This is a genomic window from Chloracidobacterium sp. (assembly GCA_016711345.1).
In the GTDB taxonomy this organism is placed as follows: Bacteria; Acidobacteriota; Blastocatellia; order Pyrinomonadales; family Pyrinomonadaceae; genus OLB17.
On record JADJTD010000001.1, the window covers coordinates 1,556,729 to 1,572,984 of the forward strand.

At 49.3% G+C, this 16,256-nt stretch carries 11 protein-coding genes; 3 read left to right on the plus strand and 8 right to left on the minus strand.

The features are described 5' to 3' along the window. The 4 genes from recN to IPL32_06360 all read right to left on the minus strand — a co-directional run bounded on the left by recN (position 1) and on the right by IPL32_06360 (position 7,513). Positions 1-1,686 (minus strand): DNA repair protein RecN, encoded by a 1,686-nt coding sequence (recN, locus tag IPL32_06345; GenBank protein MBK8465434.1) that lies wholly within the window; start codon positions 1,684-1,686, stop codon positions 1-3. A gap of 3 nt (positions 1,687-1,689) precedes the next feature. After that, positions 1,690-2,955, minus strand: coding sequence for a peptidase M14 (locus IPL32_06350; protein ID MBK8465435.1), 1,266 nt, complete (start codon positions 2,953-2,955; stop codon positions 1,690-1,692). Between the two features lie 73 nt (positions 2,956-3,028). Then, positions 3,029-4,162 (minus strand): glycosyltransferase family 4 protein, encoded by a 1,134-nt coding sequence (locus IPL32_06355; GenBank protein MBK8465436.1) that lies wholly within the window; start codon positions 4,160-4,162, stop codon positions 3,029-3,031. Positions 4,163-4,246: 84 nt separating this feature from the next. Further along, positions 4,247-7,513 (minus strand): TonB-dependent receptor, encoded by a 3,267-nt coding sequence (locus IPL32_06360; GenBank protein MBK8465437.1) that lies wholly within the window; start codon positions 7,511-7,513, stop codon positions 4,247-4,249. A 598-nt stretch (positions 7,514-8,111) separates the two neighbouring features. Here IPL32_06360 and IPL32_06365 point away from each other — a divergent pair. Continuing rightward, positions 8,112-8,513, plus strand: a complete 402-nt coding sequence (locus tag IPL32_06365; GenBank protein MBK8465438.1) for a hypothetical protein — start codon at positions 8,112-8,114, stop codon at positions 8,511-8,513. Positions 8,514-8,595: 82 nt separating this feature from the next. Here IPL32_06365 and IPL32_06370 read toward each other — a convergent pair whose 3' ends face one another. After that, positions 8,596-10,539, minus strand: coding sequence for a hypothetical protein (locus IPL32_06370; protein MBK8465439.1), 1,944 nt, complete (start codon positions 10,537-10,539; stop codon positions 8,596-8,598). 287 nt (positions 10,540-10,826) lie between these two features. On the opposite strand from IPL32_06370, the gene IPL32_06375 reads away from it, so the two are divergent. Both IPL32_06375 and IPL32_06380 read left to right on the plus strand, forming a co-directional pair. Beyond that, positions 10,827-12,740, plus strand: a complete 1,914-nt coding sequence (locus tag IPL32_06375) for a tetratricopeptide repeat protein (protein MBK8465440.1) — start codon at positions 10,827-10,829, stop codon at positions 12,738-12,740. A 352-nt stretch (positions 12,741-13,092) separates the two neighbouring features. Continuing rightward, a complete protein-coding gene (locus IPL32_06380; protein MBK8465441.1) occupies positions 13,093-13,521 on the plus strand; it encodes a hypothetical protein in 429 nt (142 codons plus the stop codon). 145 nt (positions 13,522-13,666) lie between these two features. Here the strand turns inward: IPL32_06380 and IPL32_06385 are convergent, their stop codons facing one another. Genes IPL32_06385 through IPL32_06395 form a run of 3 tightly spaced genes read right to left on the minus strand, consistent with a single transcriptional unit; the run spans position 13,667 to position 16,122 of the window. Further along, positions 13,667-15,130: an MATE family efflux transporter gene (locus tag IPL32_06385; GenBank protein MBK8465442.1), complete on the minus strand. Its 1,464-nt coding sequence runs from the start codon at positions 15,128-15,130 to the stop codon at positions 13,667-13,669. A 51-nt stretch (positions 15,131-15,181) separates the two neighbouring features. After that, positions 15,182-15,550, minus strand: a complete 369-nt coding sequence (locus tag IPL32_06390) for a DoxX family protein (GenBank protein ID MBK8465443.1) — start codon at positions 15,548-15,550, stop codon at positions 15,182-15,184. A gap of 20 nt (positions 15,551-15,570) precedes the next feature. Beyond that, positions 15,571-16,122: an SRPBCC family protein gene (locus tag IPL32_06395; GenBank protein ID MBK8465444.1), complete on the minus strand. Its 552-nt coding sequence runs from the start codon at positions 16,120-16,122 to the stop codon at positions 15,571-15,573. Positions 16,123-16,256: the final 134 nt, after the last annotated feature.

Consider the following 16,256-nt stretch of genomic DNA (forward strand, 5'->3'; position numbering starts at 1 on the left):
TTAACTAGACGCGGCTAGCATTGCACGGGCGTTGTCGCGAGCCGCATCAGTGACCTGTTCGCCTGCCAGCATTCGCGCGATCTCCTCGATCTGTTCTGCGGAATTTAGTTCGCGCGTTTTTACGAGTGTTCTGCCGCTGACAACTTCCTTTTCGACAATAAAATGCCGATCCGCCAGAGACGCTATCTGCGGCTGGTGCGTTACGCACAATACTTGTTGAGTTGCGGCGAGGTCCTTAAGTTTTCGGCCAACAGCTTCCGCAACTCGTCCTCCAATACCAACATCGATCTCGTCAAAAACAGCTGTCTTCTGATGCATGTCACTTTTCGCTGTTGTCTTGAGGATCAGCATCACACGTGACGCCTCGCCGCCTGATGCAACCTTTGCAAGAGGCTTAGGAGATTCGCCGGGATTTGCCGAAAAATAGAACTCGACGCAGTCAAAACCATTTGCTGAAAACGCAGTATCGTCTGCTTCGAAAGCCTTGATCTGAACTTCAAAACGCGCCTTTTCGAGCGCGACGGCATTTAGATTTTCCTCAACTTGCTTTTCAAAACGCTTAGCGGCTTTTACTCTCGCGTCATGCAGTTTACCCGCAAACCTCAGATATTCAGATCGCAATTCTGACAGTTTCTTTTTCAATTCTTCTTCACGAAATTCCGCAGTCTCGATATTTTGCAGCCGCTCGTGGCTGACGCGCAAATGATCGAGTACCGCATCGATCGACTCACCGTATTTTCGCTTTAGCCGAGTTATTTCGGCAAGGCGGTTTTCAATTTCATCCAATCGTTCCGGCGAAAATTCTAGTCGATCACGAAAGTCGCGGACAAAAGCAGCAAGGTCATCGACGACCGCACGGGCCGACGAAATGCCGTCAGAATATTCTCCGAGTTTTGATTCGAATTCAGCGAGCTCTTTGATCTTTCGCTCTGCCTTTTCGAGTGTTGCGGCAGTCGATTCGGCATTGTCATAAAGTAAAGAAAATGCCTCGCCGCTGAGCGTCGTTAGTTTTTCAACATTGTTCAGTCGAAGCTTTTCTTCTTCGAGTTCGATGTCTTCGCCAGCCTGCAAATTTGCGGAGCCTATCTCGTTTACCTGAAAACTCAGAATATCGATAAGCTGCAGTTTCTCAGCAGAATCTTTTTCTAATGTGGACAGCTCAGATCGAACCGCAGCCATTCCGCGAAACGCCTTTTCGACTTTCGCTTTTAACTCGCTGGCCGCAGCAAATTCATCAAGCATGTCGATATGCGTCTCGACATCATAGACTGACGCCTGCTCGCCTTGACCGTGAATATCGGCGAGGAAAATGCCTACCTTCTTGAGTAGAGTTTGCGTGACAAGCTGGCCGTTAATAAAAATGCGATTCTTTCCGGTTAATGAAAGTTCGCGTCGGACGATCAGTTCAGCTTCAGATGATCTCTCTACTTCGATGCCGCTGTCTTCTAAAATTGACCATAAGGCATCGCCCACGTTGACGAAAAACAACCCTTCGATAGCAGCCGAGGCGCTGCCTTCTTTAATGAGATCGCTCGACAGACGTTCACCGGCGAGTGCACCGAGGCTGTCAACTATTATGGATTTTCCTGAACCGGTTTCGCCCGTCAAGAGATTTAGCCCGCCGCCAAATTCGATGGCAAGCTCGTCTATCAGGGCAATGTTCTTGATCTTGAGCAGCGTTAACATGGGTTATCTTTTTGAAACGGCAATTTCGCCTTTTATCCATTTGCCACCTGAGAAGATGGCGTCCGGCGGAAATTGTTTTTCAAGATCGGCAACTGTCCAATCAACGACACGATCTTTCCGATAGAAGAAAAACTCACCGAGTTCGCCAACTTTTAAATTACCCAATCTTTGAACCACATTGAAACCACTCGCATCGTATTCTTCTAAACCGCGCAACGTCGAGAGCTTACCTATAATTCGTATAAAATTTGGTGCGGCAAAGCTGGCTCGTCGGCGTTCGGTATTTACGGCAATATCTGTAAATGGCGTGATCTGCTCGCTGCTGCGGTCGACAATATTTGCCCGACGGAAAATAAAATCGTACAGACTGCCGGATGTATTGTCGGGCAGCGACGAATAGATCGAGGGATCCTGTCTGCTCTCGCTCCCGGTCGCTAAAGCAGCGAGTGCGGTCATAAAAGCTACGAAGTTCATCTTAACGAGATGCAGTTCGTCCTTGCCATAAAGGCCGCCGGTTTCTATCAAGATCGTCGGAGTTCCCCACGCCGAAAAATTGTCGCCGAAAGCGTTCGGTGTCCATTCGTCACTATAACGGGCGATGTGTCCCGGAATAAATTTTCGCAATTCGGCGACCATCGCAGATGCAAGGCGCTGGTTTCGCTCTTGACCGAAATTCGTCGTCTTTGCCGCGTCGCCATATACGACGAGAAACGAGATCGCTGCCTGATTGGTCGAACGTCCGACAGTCGTTAGCCGTCCTTGATTATGCAGATTGAAACCAATGGCGGGCATCCAATCGTCCCGAAGCTGTTTCAAAAGTCTTGCTTCCGGAGTTTTTAGATCGAGCGCATCACGATTGATGTCAATGCCCTGCATATTTCGTCTCTGAAACGCATCTGCTCCGTCCGGATTTAGCATTGGAACGGCGCGGAGCGTCATCATTTCGCCGATCTTCTTTATGTGTTCCCTGCCGCGATTTTTTTGAAGGAACGCGAACATATCAATAAGTGCGGATGTTGCCGTTGGTTCGTCGCCATGCATTTGCGACCACATAAAAACCTTCAGCGGCCCTGTGCCCCATTCGACTTGGTAGATCTCGCGATTTGCATTGCTGCGGCCAACCTCGTTTACGGCGAGGCCGAGTTTTTTCAATTGTTCAAGGTATTTTTTCAGGTCAGAGTGACGAACGTCCGACGGGAAAAGCTTGGAGACATGGTCTTTTTCCCAGTCGGCGGCGAACTGTTCAGGTGTTTGCGATTTGGCGTTCATCAAATAAACGAAACCTATCAGGAAGATAAGACAAAAAAGCCGCATAGACAATAAGATAAACCGTTTCAGAGGGTTACGGCAAGGCGTTCATGTCGGCTGTTACAGCCTTTGCGGGGCAGACCTTTTTATAGACCGCCTCCGTCGCATCGGCCATCGCGGCGAGGCCGTAATTTTCGATCGCCAGCTTATATAAGTGAGCCCCTAAAGAACTACGAATATCTGCATCATCCAAAAACTCGCTTATCTTGTTAGCCAGAGCAAGCGGATCTTTGACCGGCGTCAGTGCATCAGTTTCTCTTAGGAGTTCTTTTGCACCGTCGGTTGCTGTTGCAACGACCGGTATTCCGGCGGCCATCGCGTCAAGAATGGCGAGGCCAAAGCTTTCCGAATGAGAGGGCGAAACAAAAATATCAGCAGCATTTAACAGCGGCGAAATGTCATCCAGCCAATCGAGCCATATAAATCTGTCTTCGTGGCCCAAGACCTTAACGAGGCGTTTGAGTTCACGCCGGAATTTTTGATCGATGGAATTGTCCTTACCCGCAATAACGAACCGGCATTCGGGATGCCGTTTTACTATTTCGTTAGCCGCCAAAATAAAATCGCGCTGTCCTTTTAACACCAATAGCTCGCCAATCGTCACGACCAGCGGCGACTCAGCAGGGATCGAATGAAACCTGCGAAACTCTTCTGCCTGAATTTTTTTTTCTTCAGCGTTTTTTTTTACGGCATTTATGCCGTTTGGGATCAGCATCACTTTCTCAGCGGGAAAGACCCTTTCGAGCTGAACCTTCACTGCCGAAGAAACACCTATCGCCGCATCGACATTCCTCAGCGCAAATCTGTGAAACGGCTTTAACGGAAACATCACATGCCGCGTCAACACAAGCTTTGCGTTGCCCACAACTCGGCAGGCAATACTGGCCGCCAGATAATCGCGGGCGACATGGGCATGAAGAATCTCGATCTTGTTCTTCTCAATAAATCGTGCGATCCGCTTAGCGCTGAACATACCGAACGAGTTTCGGATCGACACATGCAAAAAGTTTTCCGGCGGGAGAAAGTCTAGTCGGCTTTGCCATTGATTGGTCGGACGCAGGGCAACAAATATTTCGTGGCCGCGCGAGGCCATCTCACGGCTGAGATCGACAAGATGCCGCTCGCCGCCGCCAAAGGTCTTTGCTGATGAAACGTATAGTATCCGCACTTGGAAAGTGTATAACGAACACGCAGACAAAAAAAGGCACGCTCCTTTGAGAAGCGTGCCTGAGATTTTCGCCAAAAGCGAAAACTAGAAAGTTAAACGTGCTCCGATCTGCACCTGGAAAGGCTGGCTGCCCGGAGTGTTCAATAGGTTAACTTTGCCAAAATTTGCTCCTGGCCTTTGGTCACGAGTCTGAAGGAAATTCACATTAGTAGCTCCGTCCAGACCGCAGCGGTTGTTCGCCACAGCACAGTAAAGCGTAGGTGAACCCGATGACGTGGACTGTGCAAGCTGCAGATTTGACAGAGCAAATACATTGAAAATCTCGCCTGAGAAGATCAGCTTCGTCGTTTCACCAAGTCCGATAGACTTCTGAGCACGAAGATCGACCTCATAGATCGAACGGTTGCGAAGGTAGTTTCTTGGCATCTCAACTCCCGGAGCAAAGTACGGTCGCTCGTTGCTTCCGTTATTATCTCCGTTAAGGTCCGATGACGCTCCAATAACCGCATTTAGCGGACTTCCAGAACGCAGGCGAATACCACTCGAAACGGTAAAGCCTCCTGGCAGATAGAATGACGGGGTCGCGGTGAAAACATGCGTGCGATCTAATCTCGAGGCATAATACTCGCCTCTTCTGCTGAACGGATCGTCATAAAGGACGCCGCCAGAGTCACGCTCGTTATCGTCATCCGACTCATTCTTCGACCAGGTATAGAATGCATTGATCTGACCCCATTTTTTATTGATGCGTGCTCGCCAGGTAACCGCACGGTAAAGGGAGTTTGCCGTCGAGTCACGAAGCTGGATCGTTCCTAAAGTTGATACCGGACGATTAGCACGATTATAAATAGGGCGACCGACAAGATCGAAACTCGATGGTGCCGGAAGGTTGATGTCTACATTCCTTTGCAGATGTACCGTCTTGACCCACGCAAAGTCCATTCCAAAAATAAAGTCGCTCCAGAGTTCGCGCTCAAAACCGGTTCCTAACTGGTAAGAGACCGGATTTTGGAAATCCGGGGAAATACCAATGACATTCGTGTTCTGAAAGAACCCAAGTGCAGATGCAGGGCCTGTACGGGCAGCCTGTATGCGATCCGCGATCGTTTGCAATTGTGTGGGCGAAAGCGATGGAAGATTACTCAACGACAGCGTATTCAGGTTGATTCCCAGAATTGCCATCTGACGGTAAACAGTATTCGGAGCCTGGCCGGAACCAACGATCGCGACATACTGCGGGTTTGCGGCATCGAAGTTCGCCTGACTAAAGGTGGATGAGTTGAATGCACCCGGTCCAAGTTGGACTGAGAGATCACCGGCAGGATTGCGGAAATTGTTGTAAGGCGCAGCCAGAACAATGGCCGGCGTCCTTGCGTAGTAAATTCCGCTATATGCACGGATCACCGTTTTGCCGTCACCGGTGAGATCGTAGGCAAAGCCCAACCTCGGTCCCCATTGATGCTTGCTGTCCGGAATTTGAGTCGGGTCAACCGAGCGCCCTCCCAGCAACGGAAAGGAAGCCGCTTTAATTGCGTCGATCACCGGAGTATTGTTTGCTTCAGCACTCGGATTAAACTGCTTCTCATATCGCAGGCCGAAATTGATCGTCAGCCGCTGAGTCGCTTTCCAAGAGTCCTGACCGAAAAATGACAGTTCCTGAACATCAAATGCTGCCTGTAGGTTTCCGATCTGCTGATTGAACCTTGCTTGTGAAACGTCAAAGCGGCCAAGCTTGCCGGCTGTCGTTCCTGGAGTAGCGGAAAGAGCATTCAATATGTCTCCCGTTCCGCTAAGGCCGGAGAATGTGTAATTGCCAAACTGATTGAATCCAAAAGCCTGAGTAACCTTGATCTTGCTATACTCACCGCCGAACTTGAGCGTATGACTTCCGGTCGTAAATGTCATACTGTCCATTATCTGATAACGCTTATCATCTTGGACCGTAGGCAGGAACGTGCGGGTACCCAGTTCACCGATGTTTGATACAACACTAACCTGCTGGACGTTTGCAAGACGCGGACGTTCTTCTTTTGCCCATTGGAAGCGAGCTTCATTTATCAGTCTTGAAGAAAAGCTGCTTATAAGCTGTGCGACGATGACATTGTTCTTATCGTTCTCGATACCATTGGTTCCCAGTGAACGGTTTGTTGTGGGATCGAGGGATGTATCACCGGTCGAAACACCGTTCAAGGCTTCGTTTTTGCTGTAGTTGTAGCGGACGTTAAAACGATTTGCACCATTGATGTCCCAATCGACCTTTCCCAGAAAAGCTCTTGCGTCATTTGTTTGATCGTAACCGGTTTGCTCTGCTTTATATGTGTTGAATGGTTCCGTCTGAGCTACGGTAGGTACAAAATTAACAAGCGTTGTCTGAGCGACTGCTCGGCGTACTGAAAGTTCCTGCTGTTCGTAAGCCGTAAAAAAGAACAATTTTTCCTTTACGATCGGACCGCCGACCGAACCGCCGAACTGCGTTTGGGTAGGAGCAATGATCAATGGGATATTGAGTGCATTGAGTTTCTGCTCCCTTAGTGCATCAGTAAATTCGTTGCCCAGAGCTAAGTCTTCAGGCCTCCAAAGAAGAAATGCCGATCCTCTAAAGTCGTTTCCGCCAGACTTAGTAACCGCATTTACGATACCGCCTGAGCTGCGGCCATATTCTGCTGAGTAACCTGAGGCCACGACCTGAAACTCTTGGATCGATTCCTGGGGAAGCGTAAATGCGGAATTCGACCGTTCGCCGCCGCGGATTCCGCCGAAGAACGGTTGGTTAAAATCAACACCATCCACGTTCACATTTGAGTTAATGCCGCGCTGTCCGGCAAGCGAGATCTGTCCACGGGTCGTATCCGAAACCAGCGCACTCGGTGTTCCGGCGACGAGATCCTGGAAACGGCGTCCATTGATCGGAAGATTTTGGATCGCGTCGCTGTCCTGAACGGCGTCAAAATTGCTGGTGGTGGTCTGTATGCCTTCAGCAGTGACCTGAACCACAGCAGAAACATTGCCGACGGCGAGCGAAACGTTGGCGTCAGTCGTTCGTCCAACCTGCACCTCGATCTCGAGAGTGCTGTCGCCGAATGACGATGCCGTGGTCTTGAGCGTATATGAACCCGGCCGCAATAAGACAAACGTATGCAGCCCGTCATCGCCGGTAGTCGCCGATTGCGATTGATTTGTTGCTTTATTGGTTAGCGTAAGTGCTGCACCTTTGACAATGGCCCCCGTTGAATCGGTGACCGTTACGCTGATGCTCCCCGTGCCGCCTGACTGTGCAAAAGCACCGCCGACGCACGCCAGGATCGAGACCAGCATTATCGATAGAAACCTAGCAAAAATATTCTTAGTCATTCTTTTTGACCTCATAATTATGGTTGAATTTTTAGCATTCCTGCTCTCATTGCACCTTTATTTAGTGCTTAATCTTTTAGTTTTTGGATTTTTATTTTACTTTTTGGATTTTTACGGTAACAAGATATTCTTTCTTTTCCCAAAACGCAAGCCTCGTCACAACGGTTTGTCGCTGTGAAACCGCTTTATTTACTGGTCGTTCCAAAATGCAGCTCAATTCGAATCACTATATTGCCCTCGGAACAAAATACCGGACGCTGCTTGTAAAGATAATTAGGCAAATTGAGTTCCGCAATTTGGCTTCATATTTCAGATTATCCTTGTCGCATTACATTTATGTGAACTCTGTAATATTTGAACTGGGACCGACAACTTAAACATGGGCTTTGAATGCAACCTTTATTGATCAAACGGCGTTTAAGTTAGTGACTTTTCCGATAAAGGCGAATGTTTTTACTAATTCAGAACTGATTTTTGCAGAGGAAAATTTGAATACTTGACTTTTTTGTAAAACTGATCTAAATTGTTCAAGCATTTTTGTCAGGAAAGTTTAGAGATCGTGAAAAGGTGCATTTATACTAAGAATAAGGGGGAAATAATGGCAGACATAGGATATTCTACAGCAACATACAAATCGCCATTGCAGCATCGCATTACAGCGAGCATGCCGGTTCAGGCAAGTTGGGTTGACGCAGAAACGGGTCAGCGAGTACGTGTGGAAGGTTTAACGGAGAATGTTGGGGAAACCAGCGCTCTGGTAAATCTCGAGACCTTACCGCCCGTCGGTTCCCAAGTCCGATTAAAAATAATGGAAGAGGGTAAATCGATAATTGAAGTGACAACTCAGGTCATCCGGGTCGAACGCGACCCAAGTAAACCGATGGCCGCTCTTTCCGTTTTGGAAAACATGAAGAAATGGAAATCAACGGCTTTAACTGCTGCGCAGAAGTGGGTGACGAGGCATTGGCAACTTAACTACGAGGAAGAATGGGCTAATTAATAAAGCTTCCTTTGTAACAATAGAAAGAGCGGGAAACCTACATAGGTTTCCCGCTCTTTTATTTCCAAATTGCTCTTAGGCCTTAGTTAGCTGACGCACAAGGATTCGAGCTGGTCGAGATCACGCGTGCACACGGCGAAGGCGTTGACGATCGCGGTCCCTGTATAAGCACGTTACCCGGAGCTCCTGTCTTGAAAAAGCCCACCGTTCCATACATAGTTGCAGGCGGTTTATCGGCATCAAAACGGAAATTGTACATCGTGCCCCAGCGGATCGCATTTGCGTTTGCATTTACGAGTGCTGTTTGCGTGGCCCATTCGATCTTTCCTGGAGTCTGAGTAGTCGTCCATGGAGTTGACGCAAAGCCCGCACTTCCGGCCGTACCATCACCTGACCATCCCGGGTGCTGAGGCGGAGCGTAGAAGCCAACATTAGTAATGTTAACGCCGGTACCGATAGGAACCCTGAAGGATTGTATACCGCGATCGAGGTTCTGGTTGTAGATAGCATATTCGTAATGCCATACGTTCGGTGCCGTTTGCGTAACCTTATAGGAGACTCGGGCGAAACCATCTATTCCGCGTTCCGGCTCAACCGTAACATGCGTCGCTCCAGGCCATGCCTGAATTGCAGGCTGCATACGTACAGTTGATCCGGCCGCTGAGAAGCTAAAGCTAGTGGTACCCGAAACATTGTACTGACGATATGAAGCGTTGTTGTTCATATTGCACTGGCCCGGATTGTTCTGGCACCAGACATATTCATGCGGGGTGACATACTGTGCTTCAGCAAAATATGTAGCTCCCGGATTCAGCGTTGTGTTCAGGTCCGAAATGTTCACGAGAATCCTATGCGAAGGGCCGGTATGGCTGTGGCCGCTATGATCGTTATTTGGAGTAATACTATCATTTCGAGGATATGCACCGGTAAACGGATTGATCCATGCTTTCGATCCGAGACTCGGACCAGAGTTTAGGCTTGCGCTGTAAGGATCCGAACAACCCGAACCAAGCGTAGTGCCACCGGTTGAGTTACAACCGAGGTTGCACAAATTCTGCTGCAAGGCCGTAAATGCATGTTTTACGCTGCCCTGACCGATCTGCTCGAAACGTTCGTTGTTTGAAGCACCACCGCTCATACGGTAAATATTCTGCGGAATGACTGGGTGGTCATTGGACGGATTAGCAAACCAGTTAAGAGGAATCGTACCGAAGTTGCAGGAATCCGTTCCAACGGCAAGTCCAACCTGTCCATTGGAACTACTTCCAAACTGAGCCAAGCCTGAAAGGTCGCCAACGACGACATCCGGTCCCGGAACAGATCCGGCATCCGGACGATTCATCGGCGGAAGGCTGGTTTGTGTTGCCTCACCGTCATTCATCAAAACTGTTTCGACCGTTCTCATCGACGTATTGGCCGAGAGGGTTCCGACAACTGCACCGGCATCTGCCTGACGGCCAAGCTGAGCCGCGAATTCCGGCGAGATCAGCAGTCTCGCATTTTCAATGCCGAGAACACGCTGGTTTGCATCGAAATTCCACTCCTGCCCTTCGATATTGAAGTAGGTGAATCCTGTCTTCTTATCGCGAACGGCCATTTCATAGTCTCCGCCCCATGCCAAGTACTCGATGACGAGCTGGCGATATGAAGCTCTCAATGAAGCGGGAATGTTTGCGTTGCCTCGCGGGTTGATCTCCATTGAACTTGGGATCGGGCCGCGCAATTCACCGTTCAAAACAAGGATCGCAAAGAAGGTGTCCTGAACCGCTTCGAAACTTAGAGTGGCCATTCGAGCCGAGTCTCCAGTTCCGTTCAGACGATTCAGATCCAGTTCCATCGTGACGTTTCCGTTACCCACGATCATCTTTTCGAGTGTTCCGCTATCTGCGTTCCGGGCCGTGTCGGCCCCAAAAAGATCGAATGAAGAAGCGCGTAAAGAAACGCTGAATACAACACCGATCAATAAACAAAATGCCAACAACGACGAAACGATTCGAAACCGGCCGTCCTGCAATTTCTTATTCATCTTCCTTTTAACTCCTGATGTAGATTTAATAAGCGGCAAAAGCACCGCTAAAATGACAACTATCAAAATACCAAATTTTATGTCGGAGGTTACAAAATAATGTAGCCCGAATTCTAAATAAAGTCAACCAAAGATTCTCGTGCCTAGCGGCCATTCACACACCTTAATTTATAGAAACTATTAATTCCATTTGCGTTCCGCTCGAAATACTTCGAAATCGCTCAATTATTGGAAAAAATCATATTTTGTGTGGTTTAATCAAAATTAGTGAAATCTGACATTAAGTTATGAGAAGTGGTTGCGAAAGCAAGGAAATACCGGCTAAAAGGTCAATCGAGCTGCCCGTTCTGCCAAATACAGGCTCTCCAAATGGCGGAATGAAACACTCGAAGACCCGCATTTGGCGTGCGGTTTCGCTTAGTGTTCTCACGCTGCTGATGATCGTCCATTACATTCAATGGAGCATCATGGGCACGACGATCTCTCCGATTGAGCCTTCCGAAGCGGCATTTACGCTGCAAAACGGATACGTTAATGCCGGATTTATCTTCTTTACCCTCGCCATATTGGCTACGCTTATTTTCGGCCGTTTTGTCTGCGGATGGGGCTGTCATATCGTTGCGTTGCAGGATTTTTGCGCTTGGCTGCTGAATAAATTTGGGCTTAAACCGAGGCCTTTTCGTTCGCGGTTATTGGTTTTTGTTCCGCTGATCGCGGCGCTGTATATGTTTGCCTGGCCAACGGCGGCTAAATTTCTTTACGGCCCTAAGAACCAGCCGCTTATTCCGGAATTCACGAACCATCTCATTACCACCGAGTTTTGGGCGACTTTTCCCCCGTTTTGGATCGCGGTTCCTTTTCTTTTCATCTGCGGATTTATGACCGTGTATTTCCTGGGATCAAAAGGTTTCTGCACCTACGGCTGTCCCTACGGCGGTATTTTTGTATTGGCTGACAAGGTCGCTCCCGTCAGGATTCGCGTCAATGACAACTGCAACGAATGCGGCCATTGCACTGCCGCCTGCACTTCGAACGTCAACGTGGCGGCAGAGGTGAAAAAGTACGGAATGGTAATCGATCCGGGCTGTATGAAGCACATGGACTGCATCAGCGTTTGCCCGAACGACGCCCTATATCTGGGCGTCGGACAACCTGCGGTCGCCGGCGGCAGAAACCCGAGCGGTAGCGAGGGTGGCTCTTCGACAAAGAAAAACCACCAGCTAACTTGGCCCGAAGAGATATTTGCCGCTATTGTCTTTGCCGCTAGTTACTTTGCCATATGGAATGTGTATCAGATCGTACCGATGCTGATGGCGCTCGGAATTGCAGCAGTTACAACCTATCTCGCCGTGCGCTCGTTAAAGATCTTCACGTCCAAGGACCTTACATTTTATCGTTCTAGCCTAAGATCGGCCGGAACGATCAAGCTTGCAGGATGGGCATTTTTAGGCTTCTCGACACTTTGGATCGGCATTAATGCCCACAGCGGTTGGATTCGCTACCACGAACGCGAAGGAACTCGCGGCTATGAAAGCGTTAATATCCCCGACGAGCTTGCTCTCGCGCAGGCAAATCCAAAACAGTGGCTCAGTGCCGACGACGAAAAGAACATCGCATACGGAAAACGCTATTTTTACAAGGCGTTTGACAACGGCTTTTTGGTAAATGACACGCTGCTGCCAAAGCTCGCGTGGCTCGAATACCTCTCAGGCAACACCGATCAGGGCATCAAGCTGCTTGCCCTCGCAGCAAAGCATCAGGAAGGCCGTCCAAAGGCCCTGAGCCTCTATTATCGCGGAGCGATATTAAACCGCCTTGGCCGTTACAACGACGCTCTCACAAACCTCGACGAGGCAATTGCAACAGCTCCTGAACTCGTCACAGCCCTAGAGGAACGCGGCGTATCCCTTTGGCAGCTTGGCAAACGGCAGGAAGCCGTTAAGACGTGGACGGATGCCGTCGAAAGCAACAAAGGTATCGTTCTCGCAAATTATATGCTCGCCGGTGCCGCCGAGATCGTTGGCGATGCCGATGCGAAAGCCGCCTACGAAAAGCAAGCGGAGCAACACACTCCCAAAGACCCATTTTTCCACTGGATGGTCGCCCTCCGCCTCCAAAACGTCGGCATGACCTCAATAGCCGAAAAACACTTCCAAATCGCAACCCAACTAGACCCCAAATTCCGCGATCTACGGAACTAGTTCACTGCGTGTCGTTGAGATAGACATTGCCGACTGCTCGTTTTATTCACCACAGAGTTCACAGAGGGCACAGAGGTTTTTTAAATTCTCCGTGCTCTCTGTGTGCTCTGTGTGCTCTGTGGTAAATTCTTCGAACGTTCGATCAGCAGCAGATCAAGCTTGAGATGGGCCATCGCGTGCAATGCCATCAGCAGCTCAAAACCGTGGTATCCTTGCCTTTTCCGCCATCATTTCGGCAAGACGCCTAGAGCTTTTTTCGGTTTGCGTCACGCGACTGCAAAATTCGCGTATCAGGTTCCTAAACGCTTGCTCAAACATCTTTTTCCCTAAAAGTCCGAATTGCAGCAAACACATGCGGTGGTCGGCGGTGGCCGGCGGTGGTTGTCGAGACGGCTGTTTTGCGGGCGAGGCGGCGGAGGCAGCGGAGCCGGCTGGTGGACGGCTAGGGGAAAATGCAAAAAACGACGTTTTTAAAGCTCAAATTGTCTTAAAAATGAAATTTTTCCGATGGCTTTTTGGGTGTCTCCGATGGCTTTTTAGGGGGTCTCCGATGGCTTTTTGGGGTAACAAGATGGCGCTTTCTGGCCGCTTTGACGATAAACCATTGCAGATCATACATTTAGCTGGGAATCATGGCTTTTTGAAGCGTGGTGATGACTTCTCGTCTTCAATTCACACCCTCGTCAATGACATTCGGCATTGTCGGCTTTATTTCCCTTGTCGCGCACGCGATCAGGGGCTGTACCATCAAAAGTCGCCTTATGTACGCTGGCATACATAACTCCTTTATTTACTGAATTTAAAAGCAAACCCGGCTAGGGGCGATGTCATCAGACCTCCCGAGTCGCCGAAGTTTGACGGCTCAAGTGGTCCCTGAAAAGCCGTATCTCTGACATCCAATACGGCTCGACAGGGGCCACATTCTTTTAGGCTGCAGTGGTCTCGATATCGACCTTGATGGCACGCCATCGCTGCTGATTAAATCGTAAAAAGCTCAGCAAAAATCGCGTAAAATGGCCTACGAGAATAGCGATCCAGATATGTATCGGTTCGAGATTGCCTGTTTGTTGAATAAAAAAGCAGATCCCGACCGGCAAGAGTACCTGCGAGATTATTGAGATGTAAAGCGGGCTTTTCGTGTCGCCGGTTCCCTGCAAACCGCCCGTATAAGCAAGCGCCATCGAGATAAACAGGCCTGAAACGCTCAAAACACGAAGCAATTCCACACCGATCTCAACGACCACAGGATCGGTCATTCCAAAAATTGCCAGCAATTGTCGCGGTACAAAAAAGAAAAACAGCCCGACGATAACCGCTCCTGCTAAACCGAAGCCTGCTGCTGTGCGAACGGCGGAAACCGAACGTTCAGGCTTTCCGGCCCCTAAATTTTGCCCCGTAACCGATGCAGAAGCTCCCATAAGGGCATTCGACGACCAAGTCACAAGCAGAAAAAGCTGGCTGTAACACACTGCGTAAACGGCCTGTGTTGCTTTGCCTTGGGCAAGACCACCCATAAATGCTGCCATTATGACACCGCCCACATTCATCGCGATGCCTTGAATACCCGCTGGCAAACCAAACTTAAAAAGCTGCCGTATGACCTTGAAATCAGGTGCGTAGCCTGTTTTTGGGAATGAGACGACCCATGTACCGCTGTAGAGCTTATAAAGCGAGTATATGCCCACCAGGCCCGACGCAATGCACGTTCCCATCGCCGAACCAGCCGTTCCAAAAGCCGGTATCGGCCCGACGCCGCCGATGAGGATTATGTTGAATAAAAGATTGAGCACCGTCATTACGATGCCCAGCACCATCGGAGTTCTTGCGTCTCCCGCCGATCTCAGACAGCCGCTCATCATAAAATATATGAGCATACCGACGCTGCAAGTGAACATTATCCTCAGAAAGGGCAATGCTTCAGCCAAAACATCGGGGTCGCTTGTTACTATCCGAAGTAAATATGGCGCAGCAAAATACCCGATCGGAGCCAGAATGCCGAGTGCCATAAAAATTGCCGTCAGGAAGCCTTGATAGACAGTGCGGTCAACTTTTTCGCGTTGGTTGGCTCCGGCAAATCGTGCAACCAGGACGCTCATTCCAATAAAAACGGAGGAAACAAATACAATAACGACAAGGAATATCTGAAAACCAACACCAATAGCAGCATTTGCTTGATACCCGATCAGATTGCCGACCATGATCTGATCGACCCAACCTTGAATGCCGCTCACAAGGTTCGTCAGCACAGCAGGCCACGCGATCTTCCAAACGGCACTCGTTAGCGGGCCTTCTACGATAGAACGGTCGTAATGTCGCTTTTTTGGCTCGGCGGGTTGAGCTTCGGCAGAGGCCGCCGCTTCCAATTCGGCTAGTTCAGTTTCTTCCGTCATGTGGCGATTATATACGAGCCGTGGAATGCGGGGTTCCGCCGGAAACGGATTTTACCTTACAGTCGAAGGTTGTCTGCGGCCGTAAGCGACAACTGCGCAGAGAATGGCAAAAATAGCCGGAATGGCGGCTGTCGCAGCCATCGGTCCCATGGCCGTTATCACTGTTGCTCCGATCATAATGATCACGAGGCCTACGGCGGCGAGAGGAGTGAGCTTTGGCATGATGCCCGTCGCCCACGGAACGATAAGCCCGATGCCGCCGAGTATTTCGCAAACGCCAATGAAGTAAATAAAGCCGATAGAAAGGTATGCAGGCATACTTTTCGCCATTTCCTCGGCGGGCATCAGAAATTTTGATACCCCGGCAAACAGAAACAACAGGCCAAGTAATATTTGGACGATCCAAAGAAATATGTTCATGACAACTCTCCAAACTTAAATTACTGCGGCGGAGCAGTTTCGGCCACCGTTTTCAATTGGGCAAGCCCTTTTTCAAAATCAGAGCCGACCGCCTTGTCCATATCCATTACCAGGCAAAAGGCTTTCATCATAAAGTCCTTTTTGCCGACCATCGTCCAGGTAACATTTGTTTTCTCGCCCATTGCTTTGAAATCAAATTGGGTCAGATTTTTGGCCTCAAACGGCTTGATAAATTCTAGATCGATGGCGAGATATTTGGGTGGATGTGTGTTCTTGATCGTCATTCTCCCGTCGCCGACCTCGTCATTGCCGGTCCACGCATACGACGCTCCGACACCGGAGTCAGGGCCTGAATATGTGGTTTTCATATTCGGATCGAGTCTCGCCCACGGCGACCACGCATCCCACTTGCGGAAATCATTGACCTGCTCGAAAATTCTTTCTGTCGGTGCATTGATGTCGAGCGAACGCGTAACCTTAAACTCAGCAGGCTGCATCGCGACAACAACACTCAAAACAACTATGACGAACACCATTAACGCCAAGGCCCCAAGAATTACTTTCTTTGCCATAAAGATTCTCCTGATTTAGAGAACTTTAACTGATTTTTCCCATCGCGCCAAAATATGCCGAATGAAATTGGCTACATTTAAAAGAGAAAGAGTGCGGCCTTTTTTGTAAAGCCGCACTCGGTAGGTTCAATTGG